The sequence below is a fragment of the Janthinobacterium sp. AD80 genome, assembly GCF_002878455.1.
Classification (GTDB): Bacteria; Pseudomonadota; Gammaproteobacteria; order Burkholderiales; family Burkholderiaceae_D; genus Janthinobacterium.
In genome coordinates this window covers 21,248-36,906 of sequence record NZ_NRDQ01000059.1, presented here as the reverse complement: position 1 = coordinate 36,906, position 15,659 = coordinate 21,248, and the positions used below count along the sequence as shown (strand labels likewise).

Genomic DNA, 15,659 nt, shown 5'->3' with positions numbered 1-15,659 from the left:
TCATCTCAAGCTCCTGTGGGGGTAAAGTAATTGCAGACGCAGCCGCGCTCATTGCGCACGATGTCGAAATCGATGTCATACAGCGCCCGCAAGCGCTGCTCCGTCACCACCTCATGCGCGGGTCCCGCAAAGCGCACGGCGCCGGCCTGCATGGCGACGATGTGATCCGAATAATTGGCGGCGAAATTGATGTCATGGATTACCAGGATCACGGTACGGCCCTGCTCGTCGCACAGGCGGCGCAGCGCGCGCATGATCTGCACGGCGTGTTTCATGTCGAGGTTATTGAGCGGTTCGTCGAGCAGCAGAATATCCGTCTGCTGGGCAATCGTCATGGCCAGGAAAGCCATCTGGCGCTGGCCGCCGCTCAGCTCATCGACATACGCCAGGCGCAGATTGTCCAGCGACAGAAAGGCGATGGCGTCATCGATCGCCTGCCGGTCCTGCGGCGTCAGGCTGCCCCGGCTGTAGGGAAAGCGACCAAAGGCGACCAGCTCTTCCACCGTCAGGCGCAAGTGAAAATCGGGCGTCTGGCGCAAGGTCGCCACTTGCCGCGCATAGTCCTTGACCTTGATCTGCGCGATGCTGCGCCCGGCCACCGTGATGTCGCCGCTGCCCGGCTCGAGCAGGCGCGCAATGAGCATCAGCAAGGTCGTCTTGCCGGCGCCGTTCGGGCCGATCAGTGACGTTACTTGCCCCTTGGGAAAGTGGGCGCTGACGTTGTCCAGCACGCGCCGCGCGCCGTAGCTTTTTTCAATCTGTTTGACGTAAATCATGCGGTGCCCCGGGTGCGGACCATGAGCGCAAGGAAATACGCGCCGCACACCAGATTGACGAGTATGCCGACGGTGGTCCGGTAATTGAAAACGTGTTCGACCAGCAGCTGGGCGACGAGGAAGATGGCAATGGCGATGGCGCAGCCCAGCGGCAAGGTGACGCGGTGGCGCGCCGTGCGGGCCAAGGCATAGGTCGTGTTCGCCACAAAGATGCCCATGAAGGCCGTGGGACCCAGCAAGCTCGTCGACACGGCCACCAGCACGGCGATCAGCGCCAGCTGCAGCTGCACCATGCGCCGGTAATCGATGCCGAGCGACATGGCCTGTTCGCGCCCCAGCGCCAGCACGTCAAGCGCCGGCAAGGTCTTCGCCACGGCCACGCAGGCGGCGCCCGCCAGCAGGGCCGAGTACAGCAATTGTGCGGGCTGCGCCTTGTTGAACGAAGCCTGGCTGAAGCCTTGCAGGATGGCAAATTCGCCGGGACTGATGCGCAGCTGAATGAACTGGGTAAACGTGCCGATCACCATCGTCAAGACAAAACCCAGCAGCAACAGGAAATACACATTGTTCTTGCCATCCTTGAACAGCCAGGTGTGGATGGCCCAGGAATAGGCCAGCATCAACGCGATCGACAACACAAAATTGCCGTTCTGCCCCAGCAGCACCAGGCTTTGCATGCCCATCACCAGGATCAGCAGCGACTGCAACAGCAGGTATACGGCTTCATAGCCCATGACGGCCGGTGTCAGAATCCGGTTGCCGGCGATGCTCTGAAACACGATCGACGACACGGCCACGCAGACGCCGCCGATGGCGATGGCGGCCAGGCGGGAGAGGCGCTTGGGAATGATGTAATCGACGTCAAAATTCGCACCGAGGAGCAGGAAAACCACGGCCAAAGCAGGCACGGCCAGCCAAAGCGTGCGTTGATTGAATATGCGCCTCATCGCCGCCCCCGGATGATCAGGACGAGGAACAGCAGGCCTCCCACGCCGCCCGCCGTCAGGCCGATGGGTATTTCGAACGGGTAGATCAGCAGGCGCCCGGCGATGTCGCAGGCCAGCAGCAGCGACGCGCCGCACAGGGCGACCATGGGCAAGGTACGCTCCAGCTTGTCGCCGTAGCGCAGCGCCACCAGGTTCGGGATGGCCAGCCCGACAAACGGGATCGCCCCCACCGTGATCACCGTGGCGGCCACCGTGACGGCCACCAGCATCAGGCCCAGCGCCACCGTGCCCGCATAGTTCAGGCCCAGGCTGGTGGCCATTCCTTCGCCCATGCCCAGCACGGTAAAGCGCTGCGCGTACGCATACGTGAGAACGACGATGGGCAGGATCAGATAGATGATTTCGTAGTTGCCCTGCACGATGCGGGAAAAGTCACCGAGCAGCCAGCCCTGCATGCTTTGCAGAATGTTGTTGCGGTAGGCATAGAACTCGGCCACGGCGCTGAGCACGCCGCCATACACGAGGCCAATGACGGGCACCAGTATCGTGTTCTTGAAACGGATGCGGCGGATCAGCGCCACGTACACGGCGCTGGCGGCAAAGCAAAAGGCCAGCGCAAACGCCATCTTGCCGGCCGTGCCCGCCGCAGGCGCCATGGTCAGCGAGACGAGGATGCCCAGCTTGGCCGCGTCGAGGCCGCCCGAGGTGGCCGGCTCGACGAATTTGTTGCGCACGATGTGCTGCAGGATGACGCCGCAGACGGATAGTCCGACACCCGTCAGCACCAATGCCGCCAGGCGCGGCAGCCGGCTGGCTGTCAGGGTCAGCCAAATATCGGCAGACTGCGCGAGGGACAGCGCGCCGGACGATGACAACAGTCGTGCCCACTCCATGTGCCTGGCGCCCACCAGCAGCGAGGCGCAGCACAGCAGCATGAAAAGAAAAAGCAGGCGCGCGCGTGTCAACTGACGCGCTCCGTTCCCGCCTGGCGCGCAGGCGCGGCGATGCGCCAGCCCTTGGCCGCCTGGCGCTGGGCCAGGAAATGCGCATACAGGCCGCCCTGTTCCCGCAACGCAGCCGGCGCGCCGTGCTCGCCCAGAGTGCCGCCGTCGAGCACGACGATCTGGTCGGCCATGGCCACCGTCGACAACTGGTGCGCGATGACAATCAGCGTGCGCTTGCCGCGCAGCCGCGCCAGCGCGTCGGCGATGGCCGCCTGGTTTTCCGCGTCGAGCGCAGCCGTGGCTTCATCGACGAGCAAAATCGGCGCATCCTTGATCAACGCGCGCGCAATCGCGATGCGCTGGCGTTCGCCGCCGGACAGGCGCGCGCCACCCTCGCCCACGGGCGTGGCCAGCCCCTGCGGCAAACGGGCGATAATCTCGGCCACGCCGGCCTGGCGCGCCGCTTCCAGCACCTGCGCATCGGTGGCGTCCGGCTTGCCGATGCGGATGTTGTCGGCGATGCTGCCCTGGAACAGATAGCTGTCCTGGAAGATCTGGCTGATCTGGCCAGCCAACTGCTCGCTGGACATATCGCGCACGTCGACGCCGCCCACCAGCACCGTGCCCGCACTGGCGTCGAAGAAGCGCGCGACCAGGCGCACCAAGGTCGTCTTGCCGGAGCCGGACGCGCCAATCAGCGCCGTCATGCTGCCCGGCGCACAGTGCAGGTTGATGTCCGTCAAGACGTCGGGTTGTCCCTGTGCGTAGCGGAAGTGCACGCCGCGCAGCTCGACCGAACCGTCGCGCGGTGCTTGCGGCGCGGCTGCCTCCGGCAAGGGCTGCACGGCGAAAATGTCACGCGCCGCATCGAGCGGACCGCGCGCGCCGCGCAGCACTTCGCCATAGCTGGCCACTTCCTGCAGCGGGTCGACAAGGCGCACCACCAGCAGCAAGGAGACGATGACGGCGATAACGTCTGGCGCGCCGGCTGCCACGCCCGGCAAGCTGTTCAGCCACAGCGCGGCGGCGGCCAGCAAGGCGGCGAAAATGGCTTGCACGGTCCAGGCGTTGAGCACCGAGGCCAGCGCCGACAGGTAAATGAGCCGCGTGCCCGCGTGGCGCTGCGCATCGATGGCTTGCCGCAGGAAACGTGCGCTGCCGCCGTCGCCATCGCCATCACCATTGAAGGCACGCAAGACGGATTGCGCTTGCGCAAACTCCACCAGGCGCTGGCTGGTCAGGGCGAAATGGTGCTGATAGGCATCATCTGCACGCTGCCCCAGCCGCGCCGTCAGCCACATGGCGCCGGCCACGACAGGCAGCGCCAGCAAGGCAAGCACGCCCAGCGGCCAATGCAGTGCGAACAGCGCGGCCACCATCACCACGGGTGTGACGGCGCCGCAAATGACGGGCGTGAGCACGTGGGCCGGCAGTTGCGCCACGTTCATCATGCCCTGCGTGATGACATGGCCCAGCTTTGCCGTGTTCTCCGGCGTGAACCAGCCGACGGGCAGGCCCGCCACATGGTCGCCCAGGCGCTGGCGCGCGCCCTGCAACACCGTCACGCCCACGCGCACGCCCGCTTTTTCCACCTGGCGCCGCCAGGCCCAGCAAGCGACCAGCCCGGCCAGCAGCACGCTTAACCACAGGCTGGCGCCGCCCACGTCGCCGGCCAGCAGGCGGCCCAGGGCCAGCACCAGCGCCGTGATCGTCAAGCCGCTGAGCACGCCATATGCGATTGCCATGGCACAGTAGCGGCGAAACACGGGCGCGTCGTCACCCAGCAATTGAATGAAGGTCTTCAGCATGGCAACTCCGCTTTGTCGGTGGATCCCTGGTAGCCGCCAAGCCGCCACAGCTGCGCATAGCGACCGTTGTCCACCAGCAGCGCGGCATGTGTGCCCTGCTCGACGATGGCGCCGTTCTCGACCACAACGATATGATCGGCATGCATGACGGTGTCGAGCCGGTGCGCCACCACCAGCAGGGTACGGCCATGGGCAAAGCGCGACAGGGCATCCTGGATCGCCACTTCGTTTTCCGCATCGGCCGCCGCCGTCGCTTCATCGAGCACCAGCACGGCCGGATCAAGCAACACGGCGCGCGCGATGCTCACGCGCTGCAGCTCGCCGCCGGACAGCTGCGCATCCTCGCCCACGACGGAATCGTAGCCGCGTGGCAAGGCCACGATGCAGTCATGAATATTCGCCAGGCGTGCCGCCGCTTCTATCTGTTGCAAGCTGGCCGATGGCCGGCCCAGCGCGATGTTGTCGCGCACGCTGGCGTGTATCAGCCGCACTTCCTGCAGCACGAAACCGATGCGCCGGTACAGCTCGGCCGTGGCGATGTGCTGCAAGTCCACGCCGCCCAGGGTGATGCGTCCTTCGGTGGGGTCGAAAAAGCGCAGCAGCAGCCGCGCCAGGGTCGACTTGCCGGCACCGGAGGCGCCGACGATGGCCGTCACCGTGCCGGGCGGCAAGGTCAAGTTGATGTCCGACAGTACCTGGCTCTGGCCATCGTAGGCATAGCCCACGCCTTCCAGGCGGATCTCGGTACCAGCTGGCACTTGCTGCTGCGGCGGCGCCGGCTGCGCCAGCACGGGCGTATCGAGCAAGGCTTGCACGCGCTGCGCCGCGCCCGTGGCGTTGTTGAGGTCATGCGTGAGGTAATGCAGCAGCAGCATGGGCGCGGAAATGCCGGGCGCCACCAGGGCGAATGGCAGGATATCCACGGGCGCCATCCAGCCCATTGCCACGCAGGCCGTGCCGGCAAGCACCACCACGCCCAGCACGGCGACGGGCGCGATCAGCGCATTGGCGCTCGCCATCGAGCCGATCAGGGGGCGTGTAAACGCGGCGAACGCCTCGGCGAACGCATCGACGGCCGTGCGGTAGCTGCCGTGCGCGCGGCCCGTGGCGCCAAACGCCTTGACCACGGGGATGCCGTTGACGAATTCCACCACGGCATTGTTGATGCGCCCCATGCCGGCGACAAATTGTTCCATGTTGCCGCCGCTGGCTTTCATGGCGCGGCCGAAGAACAGGAAGAAGCCGGGAAAGGGCAGGATGGCGATGAGGGCAAGGCGCCAGTCCATGGCGAACAGATAGAGAACCGAAATGGCAATGGCGCCGACGGCGCGCCCCGTTGCCGTGTAGAAGTGGGCGGTGAGGCTGTGCAAGGTATTGATGTCGTCCTGCATCGCCTGCTTGACCTCGCCCGAGGCGCGGCTGGTAAACCAGCCCAGCGGTACTTGCCCCAGGCGCTGCATGGTTTGCAGGCGCAATTGATGGGTGATGCGGTTGTCGGCCAGGTGCGCGGCCAGCTCGCCCAGCGAAATCAGCGCCATGCCGGCAAACAGGCAGGCCACGCTGGCGAGGATGGTGGTCCAGATGCCAGGCTGCGCCTTCGCGATCGCAGGGTCCAGCGCGATGCCGGCGATATGCGCGATGCCGGCCAGCGGTACCAGGGTCAGCATGGAACCCGTGCCTGCCAGCACGGCGGCAAGGATCAGACGTGCGCGGATCGGCTGCAAAATCCGGCTGATCGGGCCAGCTTGTCTGCCTGGGCTACTCATGGGAAAAACGGAAAAAAACGTGCATGGTGTCGATGGATAAGGGTGGCTCTCACCCTATATCCCGAACGAAAATGCAAATCCCTCAATCCTGCCTGCGAATAGTTTCCGGATGCGCCTTAGTTGGCGGCCTGGACGGTCACCCAGTAGCGCGTGCGTGCCAGGATTTGCACGGGCAAGGCCAGCGCCAGGTTGTGCAGCGCGCGGTCCGTGTCGCGCAAGGAAAACACGCCATTGACCTTCAGGCCGGCCACGGCCGGGTCGCAGCGCAGCAGGCCCGGGCGGTAGCGGGCCAGTTCCGCGATCAACACGTCGAGGCGCATGTTGTCGGCCACCAGCACGCCTTTCGTCCAGGCCGCCGCGCTGGCCGGCACGGGCGCGGCCGACTGCACGATGTCCGCCGAGAAAACGGCGCTCTGGCCCGTGGAGATGCCGACGGCATTGCCAGGCACATGCGCCAGGCGTATCTCGACGGCGCCTTCGAACACGGCCACGCGCGAGCTGTGTTCGTCTTGCCGCACAGTAAAACACGTGCCCAGGGCCTGCACCGTGCCGTGGCGGCTTTGCACGCGCAATGGCCGCTGGGCCGGGTCGGGATCGTGAGCCGTGGTGACGAGGATTTCGCCGGCGCGCAAGACCAGCAAGCGCTCGGCGGCACTGAAGCGTACATCGATGGCCGAAGCGGAAGCGAGCACCACGCGCGTGCCATCCGGCAAGCGCATCTCGCGGATCTCGCCCGTGGCCGTGCTGTGGCCGGCCGTGGCCACCTGCCAGGCGTCCGAGCCGCGCAGCGTGTACAACATGCCGCCCACGGGCAGCAGCACGGCCAGCAACTTCAGGGCGCGGCGGCGGTTCAGGTAGGCGGCGGGCGCCGGTTCGCGCAGCACGTGGCGCGCCGCGTCGCGCGGCACACTGTGCAGCTTGCCTTCGAACGCATGCAGGCGCTGCCAGGCGAGGTCGTGGTGCGGATGTTCGGCGCGCCAGCGGGCGCAGGCGGCATAGTCTTCCTCGCTGGCATCATCGGACCACAGGCGCGCCATCCACTCGGCCGCCCGCTGCACGATGGCTGGTGCGATGATCACATCCATGGTTCAGGCGTCCTGTCCGTGCAAGGCCTGGTAGCAGGCCAGCAAGCCGGCGGCGATGTATTTTTCGACGGATGAGACGGAAACCTGAAGCTCCGCGGCGATGTCGCGGTAGCTCAAGCCGTCGAGTTTGCACAGCAGCAAGGCCTTGCGCGCCTTGGCGGGCAGCTTGTGCAGCACGGCGTCGATTTCCGCCAGCGCTTCGATCACCAGCGCGCGCTCCTCCTCGGACGGCGCCAGCGCTTCCGGCACCAGGGCCAGCACTTCCAGGTAAGCCGCTTCGATCTGGCGGCGGCGGTACAGGTCGATCACCATGCCGTTGGCGATCTGCGTCAAATGGCGGCGCGACTCCCCGGCCGGCGGCACCCTGCCCGTCTTCATCAGGTGCAGATACACATCGTGCGCCAGGTCGGCCGCATCAAAGGCATTGCCCAGCTTGCGGCGCAATAAACTGCGCAGCCAGCCATGGTGGTCGGTATACAGACTGCTGACTTGCTGCTGAAGCGCTAACTCGGCGGTGCTCACGATACCCTTCCTGTCGTCGACGGCCGGCAAGAAGCGGCACATACATATAAATGAGAATTATTCTCATTATATCGCAAAAAACAGGACAGCCGCAACCGTCCTGCTTGCCCGCTTGGCCATGCAGGCAATAAAAAACCCTGCAAATCAATGACTTGCAGGGTTCGTGGCGATTCCGTAGTGGAGCGGGTCGGAGTTAGACGTTGAACAGGAAGTTCAGCACGTCGCCATCCTTGACCACGTATTCCTTACCCTCGGCGCGCATCTTGCCCGCTTCCTTGGCGCCCGCCTCGCCCTTGTAGGCGATGAAGTCGTCATAGGCGATGGTTTGCGCGCGGATGAAGCCGCGTTCGAAGTCGGTGTGGATCACGCCTGCCGCTTGCGGTGCCGTGGCGCCGACGGGGATGGTCCAGGCGCGCACTTCCTTCACGCCAGCTGTGAAGTAGGTTTGCAGGCCCAGCAGCTTGTAGCCGGCGCGGATCAGGCGGTCCAGGCCTGGCTCTTCCATGCCCATGTCGGCCAGGAAAGCGCCCTTGTCGGCATCGTCCAGGTCGGCGATTTCCGCTTCCAGCGCGGCGCAGATGGCAACGATAGGCGCGTTCTGCGATTTCGCGTAGTCCGTCAGCTGGTCCAGCAGCGGGTTATTCGTAAAGCCCGTGTCCGAGACGTTGGCGACGAACATGGCCGGCTTGGCCGTGATCAGGCACAGCGGCTTGATCAGTTCCATTTCGTCGGCGTCCAGGCCCATGGCGCGCACCGGTTTGGCGTCGTTCAGGTAAGGCATCATGCGTTCCATGATGGCCAGCAGCTTGGCCGCGTCCTTGTCGCCCGAGCGGGCTTTCTTGTTTTCGCGGTGGATGGCTTTTTCCACGGTGCCCATGTCGGCCAGCGCCAGTTCGGTCTGGATGACTTCGATATCGTCGAGCGGGTTGATCTTGCCGGCCACGTGGATGACGTTGTCATCTTCGAAGCAGCGCACGACGTTGACGATGGCGTCCGTCTCGCGGATGTGCGACAGGAACTGGTTGCCCAGGCCCTCGCCCTTCGATGCACCGGCCACCAGGCCGGCGATGTCGACGAATTCCACGATGGCGTTGACCATGCGTTCCGGCTTGACGATGGCGGCCAGCGCATCCATGCGCGGATCCGGCACTTCGACGACGCCGACGTTCGGCTCGATGGTGCAGAACGGGTAGTTCTCAGCCGGGATGCCGGCTTTCGTCAGTGCATTGAACAGGGTGGACTTGCCGACGTTCGGCAAGCCGACGATACCGCATTGGAGACTCATGGAAAAACCTTTAAATAATCAATTTTTGCCGGCAAGCGGCTGGTGCAAAAACGGCCGGTACAGGCGTTTTCTGGATAATCTTGCTGTATAAATGCTGGTAAGGGTCAATTGTACCTCTATGCACCCTACTCTTCAAAAAAACCACCCTCTTTAACGCTAACTGTCGCTATCGCCGTCGTCCGGCTGCGACGCGTCGAATTCCAGGATGTCGCCGGGCTGGCATTCGAGCATTTCGCAAATTTTTGACAGGGTATCGAAGCGCACGCCGCGTACCTTGCCCGATTTTAAGAGCGACAGATTCTGCTCCGTGATGCCGACAAAGGCAGCCAGTTCCTTCGATTTCACTTTTTTCCTGGCCAGTACCAGGTCGAGGCGCACGATGATGCCCATCAGATGAACCCGCTGTTTTCATCGGCCAGGCGCTGGCCTTCGTGGAGGATTTGCGCCAGCGCAAAGAAAACGCAGCACAGCAGCAAGGTCCACAGATCGCCGCCCGTGATATCGATGACCAGGCGCAACTGGCTTGTCCCCTCTTCCAGCAAGCCGAACAGCATGCCGCGCACGGTCGGCTCCAGCAGGGTCAACAGCGTTCCCAGCAGCAGGCAAGCCGCGAAGCGGCGAAAGTACGCCGCCACTGGCGGCGTAAAGTACACGCCCTGCTCGAACTGGCGCAAGACCCGCCCCAGCTGGCGCACGGCATCACCCAGCACCAGCAGGGCCGGCAAGGCCAGCGCCAGGCCCAGCGCCCGTTGCCACCAGGGCATGGCCGCCAGCAAGGGGTATGGCTGGCTCTGCAGCTGCAATACCAGCTCGTACATGCCTGCGCCCGCCACGGTGCCGTGCGCGGCCGGCGCGGGTGCCAGCCAGCCCAGCACCGTCAGCAACAGATAGACGACGAAGAAGCTTGTCACGCCAAGGCGCACGCGCCGGCTCAGTACAGCTGGCCCCGCATTATTTTTTTGCATATTTAAAAGTATACGAAAAGACAAAGTGTCGTTAGAATAAATTATCGTAAAACAATAATTAAATCATGTTTTGCGACCATTTTACCATGCTCACCACCCCTATCGACCGGAGACACCATGAAAACCCTGCTTGCCACACTTGTTTGCAGCACCACCTTTTTGCTCGGCGGCACCGCCCGCGCCGATGATGTGAACACCATGCTGCGGCAGGCGCTGGCCGACAGCAGCGTGCCGGCCATGGCCATCCTCGTGATCCGCGACGGCAAGATCGATGCGCAGGCGCAGGCAGGCGTGCGGGCCAATGACGGCAAGGACGCCGTGCGCGCCGACGACGTGTGGAATATCGGCTCCAACGGCAAGGCCATGACGGCGACGCTGATCGCGCGCCTGGTGGAAAAAGGCGTGCTGTCCTGGGATGCGCCCCTGTCGCGCATGCTGCCTGGGCTGAGCGCCGGCATGCGCGCGGAATACCGCGACGTCAGCCTGGCGGACCTGCTGGCGCACCGCGCCGGCCTGCCGCCCAATCCCGATGAGGCGTGGATCAATTCCACCTACACGGATACGCGCCCGCTGCCGCTGCTGCGCCTGGAATACGCGCAACGCGCGCTGGCAGACGCGCCGATCGCCACGGCACGCGGCGAATCGCATTACTCGAACAGCGGCGCCATGATCGCCGCCGCCATCGCGGAGCGGGCAACAGGCAAGACCTACGAGGAATTGATGCAAAGTGAGGTGTTCGGCCCGCTGGGCATGCGGGCTGCCTTCGGCCCCACGGTGCGCGGGCAAAACCTGGGCCACAAGGAAGGCAAGCCGATCGCCGGCTTGATGGCGGGCAATCCGCTGATGATGGCGCCCGACGGAGAGATTAACCTGAGCATGGCCGACTGGGCCAAGTTTGCGCTCGATCAACTGCAAGGCGAGCAAGGCAAGGGCAAGCTGCTCAAGCAAGAAACGTATGTGTTCCTGCACACGGCACAGGGCGAGACGAACGCGGCACTGGGCTGGGGCGTGATGCATTTCCCGCCGCAGGCACCGCAGCGCGTACTCACGCACCTGGGTTCGAACGGCTACTGGCACGCGCTGATCGCACTGGCACCCGGCAGCGGCGACGGCTTGCTGATCACCGCCAATGCGGGCGAAGGCAGCAGCGCCCAGGCCAGCCAGCAGCAGATGGCGAAAACCATCATGGCCGGCTTCGGCAAAGCCAAGACCGGGAAATAACTAAGGCAAATAACTAGGCCGTATGCAGCTTCATGGTGGCCGCCTCGAACTTGCCCTCGACGATCAGCGGCATGACTTGCAGGGATTTGGCTATCGCCTGCTCGATCAGTTCCTGGTCTTCGCGGCGCGGGCGGTGCAGCACGAAATCGGCCACCTGCTGCTGCAGGCTCAGGGTGCGCGGGTGGCCGATACCCAGGCGCAAGCGCCAGTAATCCTGCGTGCCCAGCGCGGCCGTGATGTCCTTCAAGCCATTGTGGCCACCGGCCGAGCCGCCTTTTTTCAGGCGCGCGATGCCGGGCATCAAGTCGAGCTCATCGTGCACCACCAGCACTTCATCGGCGGCAATTTTGAAAAAGCGCGCCAGCGCGCCCACGGACTGGCCCGAGCGGTTCATGAAGGTCAGCGGTTCGAGCAGCCAGACTTCCTTGCCGCCAATCGACGTTTTCGCCAGCATGGCGTTGTAGCGCGAGTCGCGCTGCAAACGCGTGCCGGGCAAGCTGTTGGCAAGATTGTCCACCAGCCAGAAGCCGGCATTGTGGCGGGTTTGTTCGTATTCGGGTCCCGGATTGCCGAGGCCGACGATCAGGCGTATGGGCATGGCTGTGTCTGCAATGTAAAAGTAAGCATTATCGGTGAAAACAGGCGGAAAAAAACCCGCGCGGCGAACCTGGCGGGTTTTTCCTTGCAACTACCGCATTGCTGCGGCGGCAAAATTACTTCTTGTCAGCAACTTCAGCAGCAGCGGCTTCAGCAGCAACGTGGCCAGCCGGTACCGAAGCGGTAGCGATGGTCAGGTTGGCGCCGTGGGTGACAGCGGTCACGCCAGCTGGCAGGACCAGGTCGCCTACGTGCAGCGAGTGACCAACGTCGATGTTCGACAGGTCAACGTTGATGAATTCTGGCAGTTTGCCTGGCAGGCAAGCAACTTCGATTTCGTTGGCAACGTGGCTGATGGTCGCGCCGTGCAGTTTGACTGCTGGGGAAACGTCAGCGTTGATGAAGTGCAGAGCCACTTTCACGTGGATAGGCTGCGATGCGTCAACGCGCTGGAAGTCAGCGTGCAGGACCAGTTGTTTGTATGCGTGGACTTGGAAGTCGCGCAGCAGAACTTGCTGGGAAACGCCGTCGATTTCCAGATCCAGGATCGACGAGTGGAACACTTCTTTTTTCAACGCGTGGTACAGGGCGTTGTGATCCAGCGAGATCAGCACCGGGGCTTCAGCGCCACCGTAGACGATACCAGGGGTTTGGCCGGAAATGCGCAGGCGGCGGCTCGCTCCGGAACCTTGCAATTCGCGTTTAAATGCGATAACTTTCATGTGAAACTCCAAGAAGAACAAGGCTTGCGCCTTGTGTTATGAGGATGCCCGCGACCAGGAATCCTCGAAAATGGGGTGCAAAACACCCCGAAAATTAAAACACTGCGGCGCAACAGGCAAAAAGCCGGTCGCGCCGCAGGCATTACGTCTGTTACTGCTGATCGAATCAGTCGATGAACAGCGAGATGACGGAGTCACCCTTGATGATGCGTTTGAACGTCTCGGCCAGCAGCGGCGCGCACGTCAATTGACGGATCTTGCCGCAGGCCAGGGCAGCTTCGGACAGGGGAATCGTGTCCGTTACGACCAGCTCATCGAGTGGCGAGGCCGAAATACGGTCGATCGCCGGGCCCGACAGCACCGCGTGCGTGCAATACGCCACGACTTTTTTCGCGCCGCGCTCTTTGAGCACTTCGGCAGCCTTGGTCAGGGTGCCTGCCGTATCGACCATGTCATCCATGATCACGCAGTTGCGGCCTTCGACTTCGCCGATGATGTTCATCACTTCGGACACGTTCGCTTTTGGACGACGCTTGTCGATGATGGCCAGGTCGCAGCCCAGGCGTTTTGCCAGGGCGCGCGCACGTACCACACCGCCGACGTCAGGCGACACCACCAGCAGATCCTGGTAGTTTTTCTTTTGCAGGTCACCCAGCAAAATTGGCGAAGCGTAGATATTGTCGACTGGGATATCGAAGAAACCTTGAATCTGGTCAGCGTGCAAGTCCATGATCAGGACGCGCTCGACACCGGCTTCTTCCAGCATGTTCGCCACCACCTTGGCCGAAATCGCCACACGCGCGGAGCGTGGACGACGGTCTTGGCGGGCGTAGCCGAAGTAAGGAATCGCGGCGGTGATGCGGCCAGCGGAAGCACGTTTCAAGGCATCAACCATCAGCATGATTTCCATCAGGCTGTCGTTGGTTGGAGCACAGGTGGATTGCAAAACAAAAACATCCTTGCCGCGCACGTTTTCGTTAATCTCGACCATTACTTCGCCGTCGGAGAATTTCGAAACGTTTGCTTTACCGAGAGGGATGCCGAGGTTTTTTGCGACCCCCTCTGCCAACGCTGGATTCGCGTTGCCGGTAAAAACCATCAGGTTTTCGTAAGCCATGGGAGTCCCAAGAGGTGATATAGAAGTCTTGAAAAGCACTAACCGGGCATAGGCCCGGTCAGTCATTGTTTAGAATATGCCGCGTGGCGACCTATCTGCTTTTTCCCGTACTGGACGCTAACTTCGCATCGACAGACTACGGTGAAATGGTGGCAGGGGAAGAAGGATTCGAACCTTCGCATGCTGGAATCAAAATCCAGTGCCTTAACCAGCTTGGCGATTCCCCTACGTTACTGACTGCTTGCCGTCATGTTGGCCAGTATTATACCGACTATTTGACGCTAAGCAAAATCTTTTTTTTCTGCCTGCTTTTCATTACAACATCGTGAGTATCGGATGGCGACTCAGCGCTTTTGCCTTCCAGGCGACCCAGACTGGTGGCACATTGCTGAGCACCGCATCCACTTCTTCCTGACTGCCAAACGCACTGAATACACAAGCACCGGAACCAGTCATCCTGGCCTCACCGTAAGCACCCAGCCATTCTACCGCATCTGCTACCGGCTTGAAAAGACTGCATGCCACTTGCTGTAAATCATTCTTGCCAAACCCGCCCGCATCGTTTCCTTCTGCGAGGTGCCTGGAAAAGTCCGCTATTGTGACGGGTTCGGTATTCCTCGTCAAGCCTTCCGCGCAAAAAATTGCGGCGGTGGGCACTTGCACGCCCGGCTCGATCACCACGTACCAGCAATCGGGCGTGGCGACCGGCTGCAAGGCTTCGCCCACGCCTTCGGCAAAGGCGTTTTCACCAAAGATGAAAAACGGAATATCGGCCCCCAGCGGCAAGCCCAGCGCCATCAATTCCTCGCGAGTCAAGCCCGCTTGCCACAGCCGGTTCAAGGCCATCAGCGCCGTGGCCGCATCGGACGAGCCACCGCCGAGGCCGCCGCCCATGGGCAGCACCTTGTCGATGGCGATATCGACGCCGCGCGGCAAGGCGCCCGTACGGCGCAGCACTTCGGCCTGCAGCAGCTTTGCCGCGCGGATGATCAGGTCCTGCTCTTGCGGCACGCCGGCCAGTTCCGTCACGCGGCGAATCAGCGTGTCGTCGCGCAGCGCGAAGTGCAAGGTGTCGCCATGGTCGAGCAACTGGAACACCGTCTGCAGCAAATGGTAGCCGTCGGCACGGCGGCCGTTGACGTGCAAAAAGAGGTTCAGCTTGGCCGGTGCCGGGCAATTGTTCAAGGTCGTCAAGGTCATGGTGCGGGTACGGGTACGGATGGGGCGGGATCGAGCACGATGCGCAGCGACACGGCATCGGCCTGGGCGCTGGCATTGCGTTCGGCATCGATGCGCCGCGGTTGGGGCAAGGCGCCCGGTGTATTGTCGGCCGCATTTTGCCCTACTTCTTGCCACGACACATAGCGCAGGCGCCAGCCGTCTTTGGTCGTCACGCTGTCGTTGGCCGGCGAAGCGACGAAACGCTTGCCATCGGCGTCCACGGCATAGCCCTGCAGCCAGTCGCGCAAGCCCGACACGGGCAAGGACCAGCCCAGCATCTGCGCGCTCAGCGCATCGACGTCGGGCGCCCGGCGCGGCGGCTTGCCGCTTTGCGTCAGCACGGCTTCCCGCGGCGTGACGGCGATCGTCGCCAGGGTGCTGCCGACGGGCGAATACAGGGTCACGTCCGTGCGCTCGGCCGTCTGCTGCCAGTTGAAATTGACGGTGGCCGATTCCGGCTTGTCATTCTTCTGGTAGACGACGTTCAGGCGGCCCGTCAGTTCGACCTGTTCGCGGTAGGGGGCGACGCTCTGGCCCGACGGGGCGACGGACGAAAAGGGGGAAGTCAGGGTTGAGCAGGCCGAGAGGGACAGGCAAAGGGCGGTAAGAGCCAAGAGGTTTTTTGACATGGGAAATTTTTTGAGTCCACCCCAAGTGCAAAACCCGGGGTCAGTCCCTGCGGG

The 15,659-nt window shown here is 63.0% G+C and carries 16 protein-coding genes and 1 tRNA gene; 1 reads left to right on the top strand and 16 read right to left on the bottom strand.

Translation table 11 applies throughout. The features are described 5' to 3' along the window. Window positions 1-5 precede the first annotated feature (5 nt). The 10 genes from JaAD80_RS12800 to JaAD80_RS12755 all read right to left on the bottom strand — a co-directional run bounded on the left by JaAD80_RS12800 (window position 6) and on the right by JaAD80_RS12755 (window position 10,098). On the bottom strand, window positions 6-776 hold the full coding sequence (locus tag JaAD80_RS12800) for an ABC transporter ATP-binding protein (RefSeq protein ID WP_102294501.1): 771 nt from the start codon (window positions 774-776) through the stop codon (window positions 6-8). Beyond that, complete coding sequence (locus tag JaAD80_RS12795; protein ID WP_102294500.1) at window positions 773-1,723, bottom strand: iron chelate uptake ABC transporter family permease subunit; 951 nt, start codon at window positions 1,721-1,723, stop codon at window positions 773-775. The genes JaAD80_RS12800 and JaAD80_RS12795 overlap by 4 nt, the downstream gene beginning before the upstream one ends. Continuing rightward, complete coding sequence (locus JaAD80_RS12790; RefSeq protein WP_102294539.1) at window positions 1,720-2,658, bottom strand: ABC transporter permease; 939 nt, start codon at window positions 2,656-2,658, stop codon at window positions 1,720-1,722. The genes JaAD80_RS12795 and JaAD80_RS12790 overlap by 4 nt, the downstream gene beginning before the upstream one ends. A 26-nt stretch (window positions 2,659-2,684) precedes the next feature. Beyond that, the gene (locus tag JaAD80_RS12785; RefSeq protein WP_102294499.1) at window positions 2,685-4,475 is read right to left on the bottom strand and encodes an ABC transporter ATP-binding protein; all 1,791 of its coding nucleotides are present in this window, start codon (window positions 4,473-4,475) and stop codon (window positions 2,685-2,687) included. Continuing rightward, window positions 4,469-6,241 (bottom strand): ABC transporter ATP-binding protein, encoded by a 1,773-nt coding sequence (locus JaAD80_RS12780; RefSeq protein WP_102294498.1) that lies wholly within the window; start codon window positions 6,239-6,241, stop codon window positions 4,469-4,471. Before JaAD80_RS12780 ends, JaAD80_RS12785 begins: the two co-directional genes overlap by 7 nt. A 116-nt stretch (window positions 6,242-6,357) precedes the next feature. Beyond that, complete coding sequence (locus JaAD80_RS12775; protein WP_102294497.1) at window positions 6,358-7,326, bottom strand: FecR domain-containing protein; 969 nt, start codon at window positions 7,324-7,326, stop codon at window positions 6,358-6,360. A 3-nt stretch (window positions 7,327-7,329) separates the two neighbouring features. Next, window positions 7,330-7,848: a sigma-70 family RNA polymerase sigma factor gene (locus tag JaAD80_RS12770; protein ID WP_102294538.1), complete on the bottom strand. Its 519-nt coding sequence runs from the start codon at window positions 7,846-7,848 to the stop codon at window positions 7,330-7,332. Between the two features lie 193 nt (window positions 7,849-8,041). Beyond that, entirely contained in the window at window positions 8,042-9,133 is a 1,092-nt protein-coding gene (gene ychF / locus JaAD80_RS12765) for a redox-regulated ATPase YchF (protein WP_102294496.1), read from the bottom strand. A 156-nt stretch (window positions 9,134-9,289) separates the two neighbouring features. After that, complete coding sequence (locus JaAD80_RS12760) at window positions 9,290-9,523, bottom strand: helix-turn-helix transcriptional regulator (RefSeq protein WP_102294495.1); 234 nt, start codon at window positions 9,521-9,523, stop codon at window positions 9,290-9,292. Beyond that, a complete protein-coding gene (locus JaAD80_RS12755; protein ID WP_102294494.1) occupies window positions 9,523-10,098 on the bottom strand; it encodes a DUF2975 domain-containing protein in 576 nt (191 codons plus the stop codon). The genes JaAD80_RS12760 and JaAD80_RS12755 overlap by 1 nt, the downstream gene beginning before the upstream one ends. 117 nt (window positions 10,099-10,215) lie before the next feature. Between JaAD80_RS12755 and JaAD80_RS12750 the strand changes: the two genes are divergently transcribed. Further along, on the top strand, window positions 10,216-11,319 hold the full coding sequence (locus JaAD80_RS12750; protein WP_102294493.1) for a serine hydrolase: 1,104 nt from the start codon (window positions 10,216-10,218) through the stop codon (window positions 11,317-11,319). 13 nt (window positions 11,320-11,332) lie between these two features. Here the strand turns inward: JaAD80_RS12750 and pth are convergent, their stop codons facing one another. From pth to JaAD80_RS12720, 6 genes are all read right to left on the bottom strand, one after another. Next, on the bottom strand, window positions 11,333-11,917 hold the full coding sequence (gene pth, locus JaAD80_RS12745) for an aminoacyl-tRNA hydrolase (protein WP_102294492.1): 585 nt from the start codon (window positions 11,915-11,917) through the stop codon (window positions 11,333-11,335). Window positions 11,918-12,032: 115 nt separating this feature from the next. Next, on the bottom strand, window positions 12,033-12,638 hold the full coding sequence (locus JaAD80_RS12740; RefSeq protein ID WP_102294491.1) for a 50S ribosomal protein L25/general stress protein Ctc: 606 nt from the start codon (window positions 12,636-12,638) through the stop codon (window positions 12,033-12,035). Between the two features lie 166 nt (window positions 12,639-12,804). Next, window positions 12,805-13,755 (bottom strand): ribose-phosphate pyrophosphokinase, encoded by a 951-nt coding sequence (locus JaAD80_RS12735; RefSeq protein ID WP_034753270.1) that lies wholly within the window; start codon window positions 13,753-13,755, stop codon window positions 12,805-12,807. A 150-nt stretch (window positions 13,756-13,905) separates the two neighbouring features. After that, window positions 13,906-13,982 (bottom strand) — tRNA-Gln (locus JaAD80_RS12730). Between the two features lie 88 nt (window positions 13,983-14,070). Continuing rightward, entirely contained in the window at window positions 14,071-14,955 is an 885-nt protein-coding gene (ispE, locus tag JaAD80_RS12725) for a 4-(cytidine 5'-diphospho)-2-C-methyl-D-erythritol kinase (RefSeq protein ID WP_102294490.1), read from the bottom strand. Beyond that, window positions 14,952-15,605, bottom strand: coding sequence for an outer membrane lipoprotein LolB (locus JaAD80_RS12720; protein WP_102294489.1), 654 nt, complete (start codon window positions 15,603-15,605; stop codon window positions 14,952-14,954). The genes ispE and JaAD80_RS12720 overlap by 4 nt, the downstream gene beginning before the upstream one ends. Between the last annotated feature and the right edge of the window lie 54 nt (window positions 15,606-15,659).